The sequence below is a fragment of the Pseudomonas sp. F01002 genome (assembly GCF_004402115.1).
Classification (GTDB): domain Bacteria; phylum Pseudomonadota; class Gammaproteobacteria; order Pseudomonadales; family Pseudomonadaceae; genus Aquipseudomonas; species Aquipseudomonas frigoris.
The window spans coordinates 26,270-45,201 of sequence record NZ_SOPU01000022.1; the positions used below are offsets into that span (position 1 = coordinate 26,270).

Here is an 18,932-nt window from a genome sequence, read left to right on the forward strand (position 1 = left end):
CAACGCGAGTGTCCTTCAGCTTGGTCAGCAGACGCTCCAGACCATCTTCCGGCAGCTCAACGAGGCTGAAGCTGTCACGCACCTGGATGCGACCGATTGCTTCGCGAGCCAGACCACCCTCATTGAGGATAGCGCCCAGCAGGTTCTTGGCAGCGATACCGTCACGCGCACCAAGCGCGGTACGGCAACGGGCACGACCTTCGGCCAATGGAACCGGAGCACGACGCTCACGATCACCACGGTCCGGACGATCACCGGTACGCTCTGGACGATCGCCACGCGGTGCATTGTTCGGCACCAGTGGACGTTCTTTCTCGATTGCAGCCAGGGTCAACGCTTGAGCATTGGTAGCCTTGCGCAGCAGAGCAGCGGCCAGTGCACGCGGGGTGCAACCGATGTCGGCAGTCAGGCGATCCAGCAGATCACCGTGGGTCGATTCGGCATCAGCCACCAGCGGCGACAGGCTGTTGGTCAGTTTCTTGATGCGGGCATCGAGAACAGCCTGAGCGTCCGGCAGGCGAACTTCGGCAACTTTCTGACCGGTTACACGCTCGATCACTTGCAGCATGCGGCGCTCACGCGGAGTCACCAGCAGCAGTGCACGACCTTCGCGACCGGCACGGCCGGTACGGCCGATACGGTGAACGTAGGATTCCGGGTCGTACGGCATATCAACGTTGAACACGTGAGTGATACGCGGAACGTCCAGACCACGAGCAGCAACGTCGGTCGCCACAACGATGTCCAGACGGCCATCCTTGAGGGATTCGATCACGCGCTCACGCTGGTTCTGAGCAATGTCACCGTTCAGCGCAGCGGCTTTGTAGCCTTTGGCTTCCAGGGCACTGGCCAGGTCCAGGGTCGCTTGCTTGGTACGCACGAACATGATCAGGGCATCGAAGTCTTCAACTTCCAGCAGGCTCAATACAGCCGAGGTCTTCTGGTCAGCGTGAACCAACAGGTGAGCCTGTTCGATCGCGGTAACGGTCTGAGTCTTGGTCTGGATCTTCACGTGTTGCGGATCGCGCAGATGGCGTTCGGCAATGGCACGGATCGACTGCGGCAAGGTGGCCGAGAACAATACGGTCTGACGGGTTGGAGGCAAGGCCTTGAAGATAACTTCGAGGTCGTCCATGAAACCCAGTTTGAGCATTTCGTCCGCTTCGTCGAGAACCAGGTGGTTCACGGTCGACAGAACTTTTTCGTCGCGACGCAGGTGGTCGCACAGACGGCCCGGAGTGGCGACAACGATCTGTGCGCCATTACGGATTGCTTTCAGTTGTGGACCCATAGGGGCGCCGCCGTAAACGGCCACAACGGTAACGCCCGGCATTTGCTTGGCGTAGGTTTCGAAAGCGGTTGCTACTTGCAGCGCCAACTCACGGGTTGGCGCCAGGATCAGGGCTTGCGGCTCGCGCTTAGCAGGATCGATGCGATGCAGGATCGGCAGGGCGAACGCGGCGGTTTTACCCGTACCGGTTTGCGCCTGACCAATCATGTCGTGACCGGCCATGATGATCGGGATCGATTGATGCTGAATAGCCGAAGGTTCTTCGTAGCCAGTCGCAATGACGGCTGCAAGGATATTCGGATTAAGATTAAAAGCGGCGAAGCCGCCGGTTTCCTGGGTCATGGGTCTGCCTCTAAGTGCATCCGCAAAGACCCATGCTCCAAAGCTGCGCATGCCGTGTAAGACTCAAGAGTCGCCCTGGCTGCTTTGTCGGCGGGGATTTGCGAAAACGAATGAATGAAAAAGATTCGTCAAGGGAGAGTCCGCTGTGCGGATGTGCAGCCGAAGCTGACTTCGGGGAATTGCGCTACCTAAACGCGGCCCTGTTAAAGGCCGGCGCGCACTATACCGGAATTCGCTCAAAAAGGGAGCTTTATTTGTCGGAAAACTGCCGTGTACAGCGTTCTGTCACACGCTTTGCGGATAATCGGGCAACGGTCTATTTTTCCAAGGCCCAGCCCTGCTGACGATCGCGCTAAAACGGTTCACCCTTGTGACGCAGACCTGCCGTCTGACACACCCTTCCCCGCCCGAGGAAATGCACCATGAATCAGCCCTGCTCCAGTCGTGTGAGCCGTGAACGGCACGGTCATGTCCTGATGATCGGCCTGGATCGGGTGGCCAAACGCAACGCTTTCGATCTCGACCTGCTCAACGAACTGAGCCTGGCCTATGGCGAGTTCGAGGCCGACAGCGAGGCGCGGGTGGCGGTGGTGTTTGGCCATGGAGAGCATTTCACCGCAGGGCTGGATCTGGTCAGTGCCAGCGCGTCCCTCGCCGAAGGCTGGCAGGCACCGCCCGGCGGCTGTGATCCGTGGGGCGTTTTCGCCGGGCCCAGAGTCAGCAAACCGGTGATTGTCGCCGCGCAAGGCTACTGCCTGACCATCGGTATCGAATTGATGCTGGCCGCCGATATCAACCTGTGCGCCAGCAACACCCGCTTCGCCCAGAAAGAAGTGCAACGCGGGATCTTCCCGTTCGGCGGCGCCACGTTGCGCCTGCATCAGGTCGCTGGCTGGGGCAACGCCATGCGCTGGCTGCTGACCGGCGATGAGTTCGATGCCCATGACGCGTTGCACCTGGGGTTGGTGCAGGAAGTCATGGCCAGTGAGGATCTGCTGCCACGGGCGATTGAGTTGGCTGAGCGGATTGCCCGGCAGGCGCCGCTTGGGGTTCAGGCGACGCTGATGTCTGCAAGGCAGGCGCGTTATGAAGGGGAAACAGCGGCGGCGCAGGGATTGCCACCGCTGGTGAGGAAGTTGCTGGCGAGTGAGGATGCCAAGGAAGGCGTTCGGTCGATGATCGAAAAGCGACCTGGCGTCTTCAAAGGGGTTTGAGATTTGTATTGGCAGATAGAACGCCATCGCGAGCAAGCTCGCTCCCACAGGGGAATGCATTCCAATGTGGGAGCTTGCTCGCGATGGGGTCATTGCAGACGACAACTTAGGTCGCGGGGCGAATCGCCTTGATCAACGACTGCAACGAATACCCCAAACGCGGCGCCAGCCCTTCAGCGCGGGCGATCAAGCCGTCCATGTCCAGTTCCTGATCCAGCTCCGAAGGCACGATCAGAATCACGTTGCCCTCCTTCACCGGCAGTTCCCAGTAATGCCGGTGATAGAGCCCGCGCAACAAGGCGGCGCCCAACGGTTTGCCGTCATCGGTAGCCCACTGATTGATCACCAGCCAGCCACCCGGGTTCAGGCGTTTTTGACAGTTTTCCAGGAAATTCCACGCCAGATGCCCGACACCCGGCCCGACATCGGTATAGAGGTCGACGAAAATCAGATCCGCCGGTTCAGCGGTATCGAGCAGTTCCAGCGCATCGCCCACCCGGATATACAGCCGCGGATCATCATCCAGCCCAAGGTATTCAATGGCCAGGCGCGGTACGTCGGGGCGCAGTTCGATGGCTTCGACGTCTTCCAGCGGCAGGAACTTGAGGCAGGCCTGGGTCAGGGTGCCGGCTCCGAGACCGAGGAACAGCGCGCTTTCCGGCTGCTCGTGGCACAACGCGCCAATCAGCATCGCCCGGGTGTAATCGTATTCGAGCCAGCTCGGGTCAGCCGTGAACACGCAGCTCTGTTCGATGGCATCACCGAACTCGAGAAAACGGTAATCGGCCACTTCCAGCACGCGAATCACGCCGAACTCATCCTGTACCTCGGCGAGCAGATGCTCGACGCGCTCCTCAGTCATTTCGTCTCCTGATCGTCGCCGTGCCCGGCAACGTACTAAAACCGCGGAGTGGCGCGGCAAAAGCGCGATTGTCCGCGAAGCGACGGGAACAGGTCACGCACTAATTGCTGATAACATGACAGTCCGAGCGTAAAACACTAGAGACCGTGATGAGCCAACCCTGGAGCCCTGACAGCTGGCGCGCCCTGCCGATCCAGCAACAACCCCACTACCCCGACGCAGCGCATTTGCTGCACGTCGAGCAAACGCTGGCCAGTTATCCGCCGCTGGTGTTTGCCGGTGAAGCCCGGGAGTTGCGCCGTCAGTTTGCCGAGGTGACCCAGGGCCGCGCGTTTCTGCTGCAGGGCGGCGACTGTGCTGAAAGCTTCGCCGAGTTCTCCGCCGCGAAAATCCGCGACACCTTTAAGGTGCTGCTGCAAATGGCGATCGTCATGACCTTCGCCGCCGGTTGCCCGGTGGTCAAGGTCGGGCGCATGGCCGGGCAGTTCGCCAAACCGCGTTCGGCCAACGACGAAACCATCGACGGCGTGACCCTGCCGGCCTACCGTGGCGACATCGTCAATGGCATCGGTTTCGACGAAAAAAGCCGCGTGCCGGACCCGGAACGCTTGCTCCAGTCCTACCACCAGTCCACCGCAACCCTGAACCTGTTGCGCGCCTTCGCCCAGGGCGGTTTTGCCGACCTGCATCAGGTGCACAAGTGGAACCTGGACTTCATCGCTAACTCGGCGCTGGCCGAGAAGTACAGCCACCTGGCCGATCGCATCGATGAAACCCTGGCGTTCATGCGCGCCTGCGGCATGGACAGCTCGCCGCAACTGCGCGAAACGAGTTTCTTCACCGCCCACGAAGCCCTGCTGCTGAACTACGAAGAAGCCTTCGTGCGTCGCGACAGCCTGACCAACGATTACTACGATTGCTCGGCGCACATGCTGTGGATCGGCGACCGCACCCGTCAGCTCGACGGCGCTCACGTCGAATTCCTGCGCGGCGTGAACAACCCGATCGGGGTCAAAGTCGGCCCAAGCATGAACCCTGAAGACCTGATTCGCCTGATCGACGTGCTCAACCCGGACAACGATCCGGGCCGTCTGAACCTGATTGCGCGGATGGGTGCGAACAAGGTCGGCGATCATTTGCCGGCGTTGATCCGCGCGGTGCAGCGCGAAGGCAAGCAAGTGCTGTGGAGTTGCGACCCGATGCACGGCAACACCATCAAGGCCAGCAGCGGCTACAAGACCCGCGACTTTGCGCAGATCCTTGGCGAAGTGAAGCAGTTCTTCCAGGTTCACGAAGCGGAAGGCACGTATGCCGGCGGCATCCACATCGAGATGACCGGGCAGAATGTCACGGAGTGCATAGGTGGTGCGCGGCCGATTACCGAAGACGGGTTGTCGGACCGGTATCACACCCATTGCGATCCGCGGATGAATGCCGATCAGTCGCTGGAGTTGGCGTTTCTTATTGCCGAGACGTTGAAGCAGGTTCGGCGCTGAGTCAGTAAGCCACTCATTGCCTGATAGACCGCCTTCGCGAGCAAGCCCGCTCCCACAGTTGACCGAGTTGTCCAAACGGACGCGGTCTAATGTGGGAGCGGGCTTGCTCGCGAAGGCGCCAGCTCAGTCACTATCAATCTGAGCCAATGCCACCCGCAACCGCGCCGCACTCGCCCGCGGGCAATTCAACTGAACCCGCTCAAGCCCCAGCCAATCCGCCATCCGCCGCAGATTAACCGCCAACGCCAGCATCCCCTCGTCATCCAGCCCCGGCTCTTCCTCATGCACAGCGTGCACCGCCAGCCTGCCCGACGCCCGCTCGGCGCGCAGATCCACCCGTGCGGCAATCCGCTCATTGTGCAAAAACGGCAACACGTAATAGCCGTAGACCCGCTTGTCCTGCGGCGTATAAATCTCCAGCCGATAGCGAAAATCGAACAGGCGCTCGGTGCGACTGCGTTCCCAGATCAGTGAGTCGAAGGGTGAAAGCAAGGCGCTGGCCTCGACCTTGCGCGGCACTTTCGGCTCAGGCAGACAATAGGCCGGTTGCCGCCAGCCCTGGACTTCGCACGCCAGCAACTCACCCGCCTCCACCAGTTCCGCCAAGCGCGGACGGGCATCACCGGGACTCAGGCGAAAGTAATCCCGCAGGTCTTTTTCTGTTCCGACGCCCAACGCTGTCGCGGCATGCAGCAACAGGCCGCGCTGGGCCTCGGCCTCACACAGCAGCGGCTGCGCAAGAATCGCCGTAGGAATCACCCGCTCCGGCAGATCATAAAGCCGCTCGAACCCGCGCCGCCCGGCCACGGTCACTTCACCAGCGGCGAACAACCATTCCAGCGCATGCTTTTCCGCACTCCAGTCCCACCAGGGCCCTGCCCGTTCCTGACGGGTCGACAGGCTTCCGGCACCCAGCGCGCCCAGTTCCTGAACCGAGGCCAGCACCCGGCGAATCGTGTCCTGCTGCTCCCGACCGAAACGTGCCAGTTGCTGATAGATATCTTCGCCGCGGGTCGCGCGTAGCATGCGCCAGCGCATCAACGGGTACATCGACAAGGGCAGCAACGAGGCTTCATGCCCCCAATATTCGAAAAGCGTGCGCCGCCGGCCCGAACTCCAGGCAGCCTGGTCGAGCAAGTCGGATGAGTAATTGCCGAGGCGGGAAAACAGGGGAAGGTAGTGCGAACGCACCAACGCATTGACCGAATCGATCTGCAGAATGCCCAGCCGCTCGATCAGACGATTGAGCTGAACCGGTTTGATCGCCGCTGGCGGCTGGCGCCCGTTGAACCCTTGGGCGGCCAGCGCCAAACGCCGAGCCTGTTTGAGGGAAAAGGACAGTGTTGCGGGCATGAGCATCTCCTTGTCTGCTCGCAACCTACCTCACCGGGAGACGGTTTGTGTAGTTGTGCATGACTCATTTGTGCATCGGGTCATTCCAGAACGGTTTGACCGACTCGAACTCTACATCCGCACGACTCATGCCAATGTCCTTCAGCGCTTCGTCGCTCAGACTCGCCAGCAGCTCGCGCTCCCGGTGAAGTTCGTACCAGCGGCTGAATTTGTGCAGCAAATCGGATACCAGGTGGATCGAGTGTTTTTCTACGGCTGGATGTTCATGTTGACCTTTCATCTTGTTGCCCTCCGTTTGGATGGCTCAAGTGTCGCGCTGGGGCTAAGATCAATCCAACGAATGTTTCTGATGTAACACATCTCGGAGATTGATGAATGTCTGCCTACCCCAGTATCGATACCGAAGTGCTGCGCACCTTTGTCGCCATTGCCGACCAGGGCGGTTTTACCCGCGCCGGCGAGTTGGTCAACCGCACTCAGTCCGCCGTGAGCATGCAGATGAAGCGGCTTGAAGAGGATGTGTTGCAGCGTCAATTATTCCAGCGCGACGGACGGCAGGTGCGGTTGACGGCTGAGGGTCAGGTGTTGCTCGGCTATGCCCGGCGCATCCTCAAGCTGCACAGCGAGGTGTTCAATACGTTGCGCGAGCCGCACATGGTTGGCATGGTGCGCATTGGTACGCCGGACGATTACGTGATGCGGTTTTTGCCGGGGATTCTGCGGCGATTTGCCCAAACGTATCCGCTGATCCAGATCGAGGTGCACTGCGAATCATCAAAACAATTGCTGCTGCGCCAGGACCTGGACTTGACCATCGTCACCCGCGAACCGGGCAACGAAATCGGCCAGTTGCTGCGCAAGGAGCGTTTTGTCTGGGCCGAGGCGCAATGTTTCAGCGCCCATGAGCAAACGCCGCTGCCGCTGGCGATGTTCAACAGTGATTGCTTCTGCAGGCTGTGGGCCTGCAATGCGCTCGATGCCATGGGTCGCGATTATCGCGTGGCGTACAACAGCGACAGCCTGTCGGCAATCATGGCGGTGGTCAGTGCAGGCCTGGCGGTGACCGCGCAGCTGGAAAGCCTTGTCACCCCGGACATGCGCATTCTCGGTGAAGCCGAAGACCTGCCGATTCTGCCCGAGGCCAGCATCATGCTGGTGCGCAACCTGCACAACCCGTCGCCGATCACTGAGTGCCTGGCCGAACACATCGTCGAAGGCTTCAAACTTTAAGGGCGAGCATCACCGCGCAGAGCACCAGGAAACCACAGAACAACCCGCGCAGCAGTCGCTCCGGCAGCGCGTGGGCGATCCTCACGCCCCAGCTGATGCTCAGCAGACCACCCACTGCCAAGGGCAGGCCGATCATCCAGTCCACCTGATGGTGCACCGCGTAAGTCACCAGCGTAACGCCCGTGCTCGGCAATGCCAGCGCCAGCGACAAACCCTGCGCAACCACCTGACTGGTGCCGAACAGACTGGTCAGCACCGGCGTTGCCACCACCGCCCCGCCCACGCCAAACAACCCGCCCATGGTGCCGGAGGCGGCGCCGAGTACGCCCAGCCATGGCCATGAATAATTCATCTGCGCAGACGCCGGCGCGTTGGCGGCGAACATTCGCACCAGGTTGTAGGCCGACAGGGCAATCAGGAACGCAACAAATCCGAGCCGCATGGTTTGCGCATCAATGCCCACCGCCCAGATCGAACCGATCCAGGCAAAACAGAACCCCATCGAAGCCAATGGCAGCGCGTGGCGCAATTCAATCCGGTTGCGCTGGTGATAACGCCACAGCGCCAGCATCACGTTGGGCACCACCATGACCAGCGCCGTGCCTTGGGCAATCTGCTGATCGAGGCCGAACAACACACCCAGTAACGGGATCGCAATCAAACCACCGCCAATGCCGAATAACCCACCGAGGGTGCCCAGGGCGGCGCCAAACGCCAGGTACATCAAAAACTCAATCACAGGCTATTTTCCCTTCACGTCAGGCTGTTCATCCTACGCAGTCGACGCTGGCGGGGAAACGCATAGCAACGCACAATGGCTGTGCCAACTTCGGCGGCGTGGCCACCAGCCGGGTATCGGCCATTTGCCCGGCGCGCAGCACCAGATCGACCTTGCCCAGATTCAAACCCTGCATGTCGACAAAACTGTCGATTAGGTGCAACTGCACATCGAGGCCGGGGTAGAGCATCAGAAAGTCGGCAATCACCGGCGCCAGATGTCGCCGTCCAAATGCTGCCGGTGCATCGATCCGAATCAAGCCTTCCGGTGCGCTGCTCAAGGATACCGCCTCAGCCCGAGCCAGCCGCAGTTCAGCAACGATCCGTCGCGCGCGCTCGGCAAATGCCAAACCCGCCGGGGTAGCGCGCACTGCGTGGGTGCTGCGAATGACACCCCGGATACCTGCGAAGAGCTGCTGCTGGACAATCAGATCTGCTTCGCCCTGCATTCCACGTCGCTGCTGATGACCAAGGTCTATTAAGCCGCTCTTGCAAGCGCTGGGCCTGACTTATCCGCAATACCTGGCGATGATGGTGTTGTGGCAAAAGGATGGTTTGACCGTAGGCGAAATCAGCGCACAACTGCTGACCGATCCTGGCTCACTGACGCCGCTGCTTAAACGCCTGGAAGTCGAAGGTTTACTCAGCCGCACCCGTAGCCGTGAAGACGAGCGCGTGGTGATTGTCGAACTCACCGAACAGGGTCGTGCATTGCGGGAGCAGGCGCGCGGTATTCCCCAGCGCATCCTCGGCGCCAGCGGGATGACGCTGGAGAGACTGCAGAAACTACTAACGGAGCTGCAAGCGCTGCGCAGTAATCTGCAGGACAGTCTCTAATCTCCAAACCATCACAAATCCCCTGTGGGAGCAGGCCTGCTCCCACATTTTTTTTGCAGCGCTCTCACGAATACGGTTCGCCTTCCCCTTCCTCGAAAAAAATCACTGTCAAAAAATTCTGCCTAAACAGCTCTAACTCAACAGTCTTTGCAGCAATCGCTCCTGCACTTTCCGACCATTGCCAAACTTTTTTTAAAATTTATCTTGCGGTTCGGGGGCGGCGGCGGTGTTCGTCAATTACACCCCGTCACCGGAAGCGCATTACTCGGTGGCGATCAATCAGGTTTACGCCGCAACCAAATGGGTGGCCGAGCACGGTAAAGAGATCAACGTCGACGGCAAACGCCTGGCCGTGGCCGGCAACAGCGTTGGCGGCAACATGGCGGCAGTGGTTGCGCTGATGGCCAAAGTCAAGGGCACGCCGGCGATCAAGTTCCAGGTGCTGCTGTGGCCGGTGACCGACGCCAGCTTCGAGACGGCGTCCTACAACCAGTTTGCCGAGGGGCACTTCCTCACCAAAAACATGATGAAGTGGTTCTGGGACAACTACACCCCCGATGCCAAACAGCGTAACGAGATCTACGCCTCGCCGCTGCGGGCGACCACCGCGCAACTCAAGGGCCTGCCACCTGCCCTGGTGCAGACAGCCGGCGCCGACGTGTTGCGCGATGAAGGTGAAGCCTATGCCCGAAAACTGGATGAGGCTGGCGTGCCGGTCACGTCGGTTCGCTACAACGGCTTGATCCACGACTACGGGTTGCTCAACGTGGTGAGCCAGGTGCCAGCGGTGCGTTCGGCGCTCTTGCAAGCCTCTGAAGAACTGAAGCAACATTTGAAATAGATAAAGCGAAAGATCGCAGCCTCGTTTCACTCGACAGCTCCTACATTGGGATCGCGTATCTCCTGTAGGAGCTGTCGAGTGAAACGAGGCTGCGATCTTTTGATCTTCATATCGGCCACAAAAAAGCCCGACTCAATGGTCGGGCTTTTTTGTACCTGAAGCAGTGCTTATTTAGCACGGCCTTTGTAGGATCCGCCTTCGCGGGTATCGATCTCGATCTTGTCACCGATTTCGATGAAGTCAGCAACTTGCAGCTCAGTACCGTTGCTCAGCTTGGCAGGCTTCATCACCTTGCCGGAAGTGTCGCCGCGAGCCGAACCTTCGGTGTAGTCAACTACGCGCACGATGGTGGTCGGCAGTTCTACGGAAACCAGACGCTCTTCGAAGAAGATCGCTTCGCAAACATCGGTCATGCCTTCTTCAACGAAAGGCAGAACGGCTTCGATGTCTTCAGCGTTCAGCTCGTACATGGTGTAGTCGGTGGTGTCCATGAACGTGTAGGTGTCGCCGCTGATGAAGGACAGGGTCGCTTCTTTGCGGTCGAGGATTACGTCGTCCAGCTTGTCGTCGGCGCTGTAAACGATCTCGGTCTTGTAACCGGTCAGCAGGTTTTTCAGCTTGGTCTTCATGATCGCGCTGTTACGACCAGACTTGGTGAATTCAGCTTTCTGAACCAGCCAAGGATCGTTTTCGAGACGGATCACGGTACCGGGTTTCAGTTCTTTACCAGTTTTCATTGCGAATATCCGAATTTGGATGGGATTTACAAAAATCTAGGCCGCGTATCATATCCAATTTACATAAAACTGTACCAGCGCTGCGGCAAGATCTGCCTGCAAAGCCTGTTCCAGACACCACGCTTCGGCGTGTTTTTGCAGTTCTGGCCAGTGTTTTCGGGTCGATTGCCAGTGCCCGGTCATATTGTCACCCGCATTCCACGCCCGCCAAAGACCGCTGATCGCCTCGCGGGCAGGCTCGGACAGGCCATTGGTGTACAGAGCGAGGAAGGCGTCGAGCTTGTCCAGGTGGATGTCTTCGTCCTGCTGATAGATGTGCCAGAGCAGCGGCCGGCCCGCCCATTGGGCGCGGACAAAGGAATCTTCACCGCGCACGGCATTGAAATCGCAGCACCAGAGCAGGTGATCGTATTGATCCTGTCGGACGAACGGCAGCACTTGCACGGTCAATTCACCGCGCACATGCACTGCGCCGGCCACCAGACCGTCCACACCGAGCCAACGTTCGACATCCCCAAGAATCCGACCTTCGGGCACCAGCAGATAAGTGGGCGTAGAGTCGGCAGCCATTGCATCGAGCCAGCTGGCCAGCCCATTATTTTCGTAGGCAAACAGCGAGATCAACTGCGCACCTTGCGCGCGATCAATCCCCAAACCTTGCAGGAATTCTCGCTGAGCCTCGGGGTTTTGCTGAAACTGCTGACGACGCTCGAGCAATCCGCTTTCACGCAGCAAGCCACCCGTGCCCTTCTGAAACCCTGGGAAGAAAAAGATTTTTTGTACGTTCTTGTACTTCACCGACGGCAAACCGTGGCAGCCGACGATCCAGTCCTCGGCACTCAGATAGTCGAGATTCATCCACAGCGGCGGTTTTTCCCGCTCGGCCATGGCCTCCATGTAAGCACTCGGCAATTGGCAGGCGAACGCGGCAATCACCACATCAGCGGCTTCAGTGGGCTGCCAGTCGGCCGTCCACTGACGCACTTCGACGCCCTGCTGCCATTGCTGTGAGGCGTTGATGTCAATGTCCGGGCACAAGCGCTCGAAGGCCCGCAGATCATCGACCCACAAACGCACCGCCACCGAATGTTCGGCCACCAGTTGTCGGGCCAGACGCCAGGTCACGCCGATGTCCCCAAAGTTGTCGACCACCGCGCAGAAAATATCCCAGCGGGCTTTCATTTCAGGCATTCCAGGCTCCCGTTGGCAAAAGCGCCGATTGTCCTCATAAATTACCCCGTGCAGAAGAGCCGACGGCGATTAATCTTCATGCGACAATCGCCACTCGCCCGCGACCACCCGCCAGGAGGCAGCCATGCCCTACCGTCCCAACCCGCGCCGCCCGTTGTCGATCCAGCTCAACGCCTTGCAACTGACCGGCAGCATTGCCCTGGGTGTGTGGCTGGGGTTTATCGCGATCGCGCTGACGTGCTGGCTTGCCTCCCGACTGTTGTTCAGCGAGCATCTGGCTCCCGTGGCAGAGGCCGTGCAGCAACTGGCCAAACCACCGGTGGTGCAACCGGTGCCGGACATTCCGGCTCAGAGCCCGTTGTTCGAACAGTACGAAGAGAACCTGCGCAAGAACGAGCAGCAGCAAAGGCTTGATCAGGCCCGCAGCAACAACCGCAATTTATCGAACCCCAAATGCCAGTTCTGGTTGCAACAGGACCAGACTGCACCGAGCGAAAAAAGCCGCGCCAACGTCCAGCAATTCTGCGATTGATCAAGAAGCTCTCTATGCACAAGCCGACCGTCCACCAACTGATTCTCGACAAGCTGCGGATCGACCTCGACATCGCCGAGCGTGCCGCACAAACCGCTTACGAAACCGCCACCCACGAAGAAAACATCGCCGAGAACAAGTACGACACGCTAGGGCTGGAGGCGTCTTATCTGGCAGCCGGGCAAGCCAAACGGGTGGAGGAAATCAGGCAGTCACTGACGCTTTGCCAGAACCTGACGCTGCGACCTTACGACGATCAGCGCGGCATCGAAGTCGGTGCCCTGCTCGGTCTGGAAGATGAAAAGGGTCGTGAGCAATGGCTGTTTCTGGCCCCCGACGCGGCGGGTTTGAAGGTCGACGTGGTGGGGCAATGGATTACCGTCATCACCCCTCGCTCACCGCTGGGCAAGAGTCTGCTGGGCAAGTTCGAAGGGGACGAGGTGGAGATTCTCGTGGCGGGAGCTCGGCAACAGTTTTCTGTCACCGAGGTGGTATAGAAAGGGAGATTAATGGACCGGCAGTTCGACGCCGTCGAACAGCTCTTCCAGTTCCTGCTTGTTGTGGCACTGAATGGCCTTGGCCATGACTTCGCGGGTCAGGTGCGGGGCGAACTTCTCGATGAAGTCGCACATGAAGCCACGCAGGAACGTGCCGCGACGGAAACCGATTTTAGTAATGCTGGATTCGAACAAGTCACTGGCATCAAGCATGACCAGGTCGCTATCGAGTTTGGCATCGACCGCCATTTTCGCCACGATGCCCACGCCCAGACCCAGGCGAACGTAAGTTTTGATCACGTCGGCGTCGGCAGCGGTGAACACCACTTTCGGTGTCAGGCCGCGATGGCTGAACGCTTCGTCGAGTTTCGAACGGCCGGTGAAACCGAACACGTACGTCACGATCGGGTATTCGGCCAGGGCTTCGAGGGTCAACTTCGACAGCTTGGTCAGCGGGTGGCCCTGTGGCACGACCACGCAGCGGTTCCAGCGATAGCACGGCATCATCACCAGATCACCGAACAGCTCCAGGGCTTCGGTGGCGATGGCGAAATCCACGGTACCGTCAGCGGCCATTTCAGCGATCTGCATCGGCGAACCCTGGTGCATGTGCAGGGCAACGTCCGGGTATTGCTTGATGAAATTGCTGATCACCGGTGGCAACGCATAACGCGCTTGGGTGTGCGTGGTGGCGATCGACAGGGTGCCTTTCTTCTCGTTGGAGAACTCCTGGGCAATCTGCTTGATGCTTTCAACCTTGCGCAGGATCTCGCCGGCGGTGGTGATAATTCGCTCGCCGGCCGGGGTGACGCGGGTCAGGTGCTTGCCGCTGCGAGCGAAAACCTCAACCCCCAATTCGTCTTCCAGCAGACGGATCTGCTTACTGATGCCCGGTTGTGACGTGTAAAGGCTTTGGGCTGTAGCGGAAACGTTGAGGTCGTGGTGCGCCACTTCCCAGATGTAGCGCAATTGTTGAAGCTTCATATGAATCCCTCAAAGCAGGTAGACGCCACGGGCATCAGCGACGGTATATAACTATATTAATGGTTTGACGAATAAATCTAGAACTTTTTATCAAACTGCCACTATTGGTGCTCTAGCGATCCCCTTTGCGACGACGTTCCACCAGTGGCACCAGATAGACCGGCACCCGAGACAGTTGCAACACCCGCGCTGCAGTGCGGCCCAAAGGCGTTTCCGCGCCAGCACCATGGCTATGACTACCTACGATCAACAAATCCACGGAGAGTTTCTGCGCCTGGTCGAGAATCACCTGCGACGGATCGCCCTGAAGCACCCGCACTGCTTTGATCCGTTCCAGGTCCTGCGACCCTTCATCCCCCAATTCTTCACGAAAGCTGTCGAGCACCCGCTGCTCGATGTTGGCAATCACCGTGTTCAGTCCTTGGCTGTGAAACTCATTCAGCGCCTGCTCATCGAGGTAACTCTGAAGCACCGACTCGGCAAACAGCCCCATCGGTTCAACGGCGTGCACCACGTAGAGATCGGCATTGAATGTTCGCGCCAGCGCCAAGGCATGCTGCATCACCAAAGGTGCGTACAGGCCGAGGTCAGTGGCGTACAGCATCGAATGAATCATATGACCTCCTTGAGTGCCAACATGGCGGAGATTGATTCAGCTTAGCAGTGCCTTGGCGAGTACGACGTTTCGCGTAACGCGTTGAACCGTGGGCTTAAACCTTTTGCTCGTTGCTTATGCCGTGCGGCACGTGGCCGGTGGCGACCACCTCGCGGGCCAACTCGCAATGACCGGCCTGATCGTCGAAAAACACGTCGGCGGCAAAGGCTTCGAGAAACGCCGACTTGGTCAGGCCGCCGAGAAACAGCGACTCGTCCAGACGAATGTCCCATTCGCGCAAGGTACGGATCACTCGCTCATGGGCCGGCGCCGATCGCGCGGTCACCAGCGCGGTGCGGATCGGACAGGCGTCTTCCGGGAACTCGCGCTGCAACAGATTGAGGGCGGCGAGGAAGCCTTTGAAAGGCCCGCCGCGCAACGGCTCGCGGGCGGCTTCACGCTCGCTGGCCTGAAACGCTTCCAGACCACCGGACTGATAGACGCGCTCCGATTCATCGGAAAACAGCACCGCGTCACCATCGAAGGCAATGCGCAATTCATCACTGGCCGCACGGCTGGCGCCACCCGACAGAATGGTCGCTGCGGCGAACCCGGCATCCAGCGCACTGCGCACGTCTTCGGCATGCGTCGAAAGAAACAGGTCGCAGCCAAACGCCTTCAGGTACGGATAAGGACTGCGTCCGCCGACAAACGCCGCGCGGGAAATCGCCAGGCCATAGTGGTGGATCGAATTGAAAACCCGCAGGCCAGTGTCGGCACTGTTGCGCGACACTAGGATCACCTCGACCCGGGCGCGGCCAAGGCTGGTGTTCAAGTTGAGGAGTTTTTGTACCAACGGGAATGCATCACCGGGCTCGAGGATTTCGTCTTCGTGTTCGATCTGATATTGCCGATAGGCTTCGACGCCGCTCGACAGATAGACCTTGTGGCTTTCGCTCAGGTCGAACAGCGCACGCGACGAAATCGCCAGCACCAGTTTGTCGTCGATCGTTTTTGCCATGCCCTTCTCCCAAGGTTGATCGACTCAAGTGTTACGTCGATCGATAAAACTCAAACTGCGATACAAAGCTTCGATTCGCGGCAACTCGCATCCTGCGGCCTTGGCTGCCGCCAGTGGCCGGGCGTAAATCGCATCCAGCTCAAGCGGTCGTTTGTGCAGAAAATCGTGGTACATGCTCGGCCAATAGTCCGGCATTTTCTCGGTCACCATGAACAGATGATCGGCATAACCGGCCGGTACGTCGTGACCGCAGGCGATTGCTCCCAGAACCACTTCCGCCATCAGAGCCCTGATCAGTTCCCGACTGTCGGCATCGGCCATCAACGGCGTGGTGCTTGCCCCGAGCAGAACCGACAGACCGTTGTAAGGGATATTCCAGACCAGTTTCTGCCAGCGCGCCTGATGCAGGTTCGCCATGGCCTGGGAATCGATACCGGCGGTGCGGAACAGCCCGGCGCCCTCCTCGACAATCGCCATGCGCGCCTGATCATCGGCTGCGGGGCCGCTGTGATAGCCAACATTCACCGCGCCGAGCGCCTGATGGGTGATGACGCCTGGTCCGTCGCGATGGACGCAGATATAGCAGAGCCCACCGAGCACGTGCAGCGAATCCGGAAGCAACGCTCGCAGACTGTCTTCAACGTCCAGGCCATTTTGCAGCAACAACACTTTGGCATTCGGTGCCGCGGCTTGAATGATCGTCGGCGCCAACTGCGCGTTACTGGTGGTTTTCGCGCCCACCAGCAACCAGTCACAGGGCGGCATGTCTTCGGCCGTCGAATACGCCTGAACCGGATTCAACGTCAGCGCGCCGTGCACCGCACTGTCGAGCTTCAACCCCCGCTCGGCCACCGCTGAGAATTCACTGCGCAACAGAAAATGCACATCGAAACCGGCACGCGCCAGCATCAACCCGTAGAACCCGCCGATCGCACCGGTTCCGATAATACCGATTGTCGGTTTGGTCACTGCCCCCATCATGGCAACTCCTCTGCAATTCGACTCAACGCCTGACCCACGGCTGCATTGAGCTCGGTGCAGGTCAGGCGCGATTTTAGTGCCCCGAAAAATTCACCGTCGCGCACCACAAACAGCGCCGGCAAATAAAAAACCTGATAACGCTCGACCACCCCGCCATTGTTCCCGGCATCAATCCAGCACAGCCGATCGACGTCCAGATCGAGTCGTGGCAATTGCTCACGGGCAAATCGGCAACTGGCGCAGCCGACGCTGGTGAAAATGACCAGCGACACACCGCTCATCGCCAGCAGCCGTTGGTCGGCGTCGAAATCAGTCAGTTCCAATTCGACCACTATACTGGGTGGAACAATGTCAGATGGCCGACACATGGAGTCCGTGTTCATGGGACGTTTTATTCCTCACCCTGACGATGTGCCCGTCGAATTAACGTTGCTCAAACCTGAGTGTATTTCACGGCAACAGCTGCACACTATCAGCCTCGGGGGCATGGCTTGCAATTATCACCGGGCGTGGCGCCACGGTACGGCGCTGGAAATTCGCATGCCGACCTTGAACCCCGACATGCGTTTTCTGGGCTATGTAGCCTGGTGCCTGCGACGAAAGCGCGGCTATCTGGTAGGCATTGCCTTCGTTGACGAACAGATGATGTTCAGTGCCCGGATGGGCGAGCAAGTGTGCCAGATCGAACGTTACTGCCGCCTGCATGACGCGCATGACGATCTGCAGGAAACTCAGGCCCTGGCCCTTGAATGGGTCCAGGAGCATGCCGACGAGTTCTCCCACGAGACGGTTCGCAGGGCATTTGCGCAGGTTGTGCTGGATTAGGAGGGGCATCCTCAATTGGTTTCCCCGCGGAAACTAATTGAGAATGCCCCTTAAACCGGTGTCTGCCCATTGTCGAGCCACGGTGTAACGCGCTAAGGTTCTGCTCCCCGACGCGCTTAATTTGCTGTGCTCCGCCGCGCGGGTTCGCTGGCGGCCGGCACCCGTGACCTGACGAGTAAACGATGGCTGATTTACCGATCAACGACCTAAACGTCGCTTCCAACGAGACGCTGATCACTCCCGATCAGCTCAAGCGTGATATCCCTCTTAGCGACGCTGCCCTGCGCACCGTCACCAAGGGCCGCGAAGTCATTCGCAACATTCTTGATGGCACCGACCACCGCCTGTTTGTTGTCATCGGGCCTTGCTCGATCCACGACATCAAGGCTGCCCACGAATACGCCGAGCGCCTGAAGGCGCTTGCGGCCGAAGTGTCCGATACCCTGTATCTGGTCATGCGCGTGTATTTCGAGAAGCCACGCACCACCGTCGGCTGGAAAGGCTTGATCAACGATCCGTATCTGGACGACTCCTTCAAGATTCAGGACGGTCTGCACATCGGTCGTCAGTTGTTGCTGGATCTGGCCGAGATGGGCCTGCCGACCGCAACTGAAGCCCTCGACCCGATCTCCCCGCAGTACTTGCAGGACCTGATCAGCTGGTCGGCCATCGGTGCGCGCACCACCGAATCCCAGACTCACCGTGAAATGGCCTCCGGCCTGTCCTCGGCAGTAGGCTTCAAGAACGGCACCGACGGCGGCCTGACGGTCGCTATCAACGCCCTGCAATCGGTGTCCAGCCCTCACCGCTTCCTGGGTATCAACCAGGAAGGTGGCGTGTCGATCGTCACCACCAAGGGCAATGCCTACGGTCACGTGGTACTGCGCGGTGGCAACGGCAAGCCGAACTACGATTCGGTCAGCGTCGCGCTCTGCGAGCAAGCGCTGAACAAAGCGAAGATCAAGCCGAACATCATGGTCGATTGCAGCCACGCCAACTCCAACAAGGACCCGGCCCTGCAACCGCTGGTGATGGAGAACGTCGCCAACCAGATCCTCGAAGGCAACCAGTCGATCATCGGCCTGATGGTCGAAAGTCACTTGAACTGGGGCTGCCAGGCGATCCCGAAAGACCTCGCCGACCTGCAATACGGCGTGTCGATCACCGATGCCTGCATCGACTGGTCCGCCACCGAAAACACCTTGCGCAGCATGCATGCCAAGCTCAAGGACGTGCTGCCGAAACGCGATCGCAGCTGATCACTTTTCGCCGCACAAAAAAACGCCGGGCTTAACCCGGCGTTTTTTTATGCGTTCGATTCTGTGA

General features: G+C 59.3%; 19 protein-coding genes and 3 pseudogenes. 9 read left to right on the plus strand and 13 right to left on the minus strand.

Features of this window, described 5'->3' with window-relative positions; translation table 11 throughout:
• A partial coding sequence (locus tag E3W21_RS18750) for a DEAD/DEAH box helicase (protein ID WP_134421462.1) occupies positions 1–1,633 on the minus strand: 1,633 nt, incomplete at its 3' end.
• A 422-nt stretch (positions 1,634–2,055) separates the two neighbouring features.
• Here E3W21_RS18750 and E3W21_RS18760 point away from each other — a divergent pair.
• Positions 2,056–2,847 (plus strand): crotonase/enoyl-CoA hydratase family protein, encoded by a 792-nt coding sequence (locus E3W21_RS18760; RefSeq protein WP_134421406.1) that lies wholly within the window; start codon positions 2,056–2,058, stop codon positions 2,845–2,847.
• Between the two features lie 106 nt (positions 2,848–2,953).
• On the opposite strand, the gene E3W21_RS18765 is transcribed toward E3W21_RS18760, so the two are convergent.
• The gene (locus E3W21_RS18765; protein WP_046053999.1) at positions 2,954–3,709 is read right to left on the minus strand and encodes a spermidine synthase; all 756 of its coding nucleotides are present in this window, start codon (positions 3,707–3,709) and stop codon (positions 2,954–2,956) included.
• A 149-nt stretch (positions 3,710–3,858) separates the two neighbouring features.
• Between E3W21_RS18765 and E3W21_RS18770 the strand changes: the two genes are divergently transcribed.
• Positions 3,859–5,205, plus strand: coding sequence for a class II 3-deoxy-7-phosphoheptulonate synthase (locus E3W21_RS18770; protein WP_129436968.1), 1,347 nt, complete (start codon positions 3,859–3,861; stop codon positions 5,203–5,205).
• 123 nt (positions 5,206–5,328) lie between these two features.
• Here E3W21_RS18770 and E3W21_RS18775 read toward each other — a convergent pair whose 3' ends face one another.
• Positions 5,329–6,558 carry a winged helix-turn-helix domain-containing protein gene (locus E3W21_RS18775; RefSeq protein WP_134421407.1) on the minus strand — a complete coding sequence of 410 codons (1,230 nt, stop codon included), beginning with the start codon at positions 6,556–6,558 and terminating at the stop codon, positions 5,329–5,331.
• A gap of 64 nt (positions 6,559–6,622) precedes the next feature.
• A complete protein-coding gene (locus E3W21_RS18780) occupies positions 6,623–6,838 on the minus strand; it encodes a DUF1127 domain-containing protein (protein ID WP_129436970.1) in 216 nt (71 codons plus the stop codon).
• Between the two features lie 95 nt (positions 6,839–6,933).
• Here E3W21_RS18780 and E3W21_RS18785 point away from each other — a divergent pair, with 95 nt between their 5' ends.
• Positions 6,934–7,788, plus strand: coding sequence for a LysR substrate-binding domain-containing protein (locus E3W21_RS18785; protein WP_129436971.1), 855 nt, complete (start codon positions 6,934–6,936; stop codon positions 7,786–7,788).
• Here the strand turns inward: E3W21_RS18785 and E3W21_RS18790 are convergent.
• Together E3W21_RS18790 and E3W21_RS18795 are read right to left on the minus strand one after the other, a co-directional pair.
• Positions 7,778–8,527, minus strand: coding sequence for a sulfite exporter TauE/SafE family protein (locus E3W21_RS18790; protein WP_129436972.1), 750 nt, complete (start codon positions 8,525–8,527; stop codon positions 7,778–7,780). The genes E3W21_RS18785 and E3W21_RS18790 overlap by 11 nt on opposite strands.
• Before the next feature lie 52 nt (positions 8,528–8,579).
• Positions 8,580–8,954, minus strand: a pseudogene (locus E3W21_RS18795) (LysR family transcriptional regulator); the annotation flags it as partial.
• Between E3W21_RS18795 and E3W21_RS18800 the strand changes: the two are divergent.
• Both E3W21_RS18800 and E3W21_RS18805 read left to right on the plus strand, forming a co-directional pair.
• Positions 8,940–9,402 (plus strand): annotated as a pseudogene (locus E3W21_RS18800) (MarR family winged helix-turn-helix transcriptional regulator). The pseudogenes E3W21_RS18795 and E3W21_RS18800 sit on opposite strands and share 15 nt — an antisense overlap.
• Positions 9,403–9,598: 196 nt before the next feature.
• Positions 9,599–10,243, plus strand: a pseudogene (locus E3W21_RS18805) (alpha/beta hydrolase); the annotation flags it as partial.
• A gap of 167 nt (positions 10,244–10,410) precedes the next feature.
• Here E3W21_RS18805 and E3W21_RS18810 read toward each other — a convergent pair.
• Positions 10,411–10,980, minus strand: coding sequence for an elongation factor P (locus tag E3W21_RS18810; protein ID WP_028619992.1), 570 nt, complete (start codon positions 10,978–10,980; stop codon positions 10,411–10,413).
• 48 nt (positions 10,981–11,028) lie between these two features.
• Positions 11,029–12,171 carry an elongation factor P maturation arginine rhamnosyltransferase EarP gene (gene earP, locus E3W21_RS18815; protein WP_134421408.1) on the minus strand — a complete coding sequence of 381 codons (1,143 nt, stop codon included), beginning with the start codon at positions 12,169–12,171 and terminating at the stop codon, positions 11,029–11,031.
• A gap of 124 nt (positions 12,172–12,295) precedes the next feature.
• Between earP and E3W21_RS18820 the strand changes: the two genes are divergently transcribed.
• Positions 12,296–12,703: a hypothetical protein gene (locus E3W21_RS18820; RefSeq protein ID WP_129436978.1), complete on the plus strand. Its 408-nt coding sequence runs from the start codon at positions 12,296–12,298 to the stop codon at positions 12,701–12,703.
• A 14-nt stretch (positions 12,704–12,717) separates the two neighbouring features.
• A complete protein-coding gene (locus E3W21_RS18825; protein WP_129436979.1) occupies positions 12,718–13,200 on the plus strand; it encodes a GreA/GreB family elongation factor in 483 nt (160 codons plus the stop codon).
• A 9-nt stretch (positions 13,201–13,209) separates the two neighbouring features.
• On the opposite strand, the gene cysB is transcribed toward E3W21_RS18825, so the two are convergent.
• The 5 genes from cysB to E3W21_RS18850 all read right to left on the minus strand — a co-directional run bounded on the left by cysB (position 13,210) and on the right by E3W21_RS18850 (position 17,164).
• Positions 13,210–14,184, minus strand: coding sequence for an HTH-type transcriptional regulator CysB (cysB, locus tag E3W21_RS18830; protein WP_008148549.1), 975 nt, complete (start codon positions 14,182–14,184; stop codon positions 13,210–13,212).
• Between the two features lie 112 nt (positions 14,185–14,296).
• Positions 14,297–14,800, minus strand: coding sequence for a universal stress protein (locus E3W21_RS18835; protein WP_134421410.1), 504 nt, complete (start codon positions 14,798–14,800; stop codon positions 14,297–14,299).
• A gap of 94 nt (positions 14,801–14,894) precedes the next feature.
• Complete coding sequence (locus E3W21_RS18840) at positions 14,895–15,800, minus strand: 5'-nucleotidase (protein ID WP_008148545.1); 906 nt, start codon at positions 15,798–15,800, stop codon at positions 14,895–14,897.
• Positions 15,801–15,824: 24 nt separating this feature from the next.
• Positions 15,825–16,781, minus strand: a complete 957-nt coding sequence (locus E3W21_RS18845) for a putative 2-dehydropantoate 2-reductase (RefSeq protein ID WP_134421411.1) — start codon at positions 16,779–16,781, stop codon at positions 15,825–15,827.
• On the minus strand, positions 16,778–17,164 hold the full coding sequence (locus tag E3W21_RS18850) for a thioredoxin family protein (protein ID WP_134421412.1): 387 nt from the start codon (positions 17,162–17,164) through the stop codon (positions 16,778–16,780). The genes E3W21_RS18845 and E3W21_RS18850 overlap by 4 nt, the downstream gene beginning before the upstream one ends.
• Between E3W21_RS18850 and E3W21_RS18855 the strand changes: the two genes are divergently transcribed.
• Positions 17,163–17,606, plus strand: coding sequence for a PilZ domain-containing protein (locus E3W21_RS18855; protein ID WP_129436984.1), 444 nt, complete (start codon positions 17,163–17,165; stop codon positions 17,604–17,606). The genes E3W21_RS18850 and E3W21_RS18855 overlap by 2 nt on opposite strands.
• A gap of 182 nt (positions 17,607–17,788) precedes the next feature.
• On the plus strand, positions 17,789–18,865 hold the full coding sequence (locus E3W21_RS18860; RefSeq protein WP_056740324.1) for a 3-deoxy-7-phosphoheptulonate synthase: 1,077 nt from the start codon (positions 17,789–17,791) through the stop codon (positions 18,863–18,865).
• Positions 18,866–18,932: the final 67 nt, after the last annotated feature.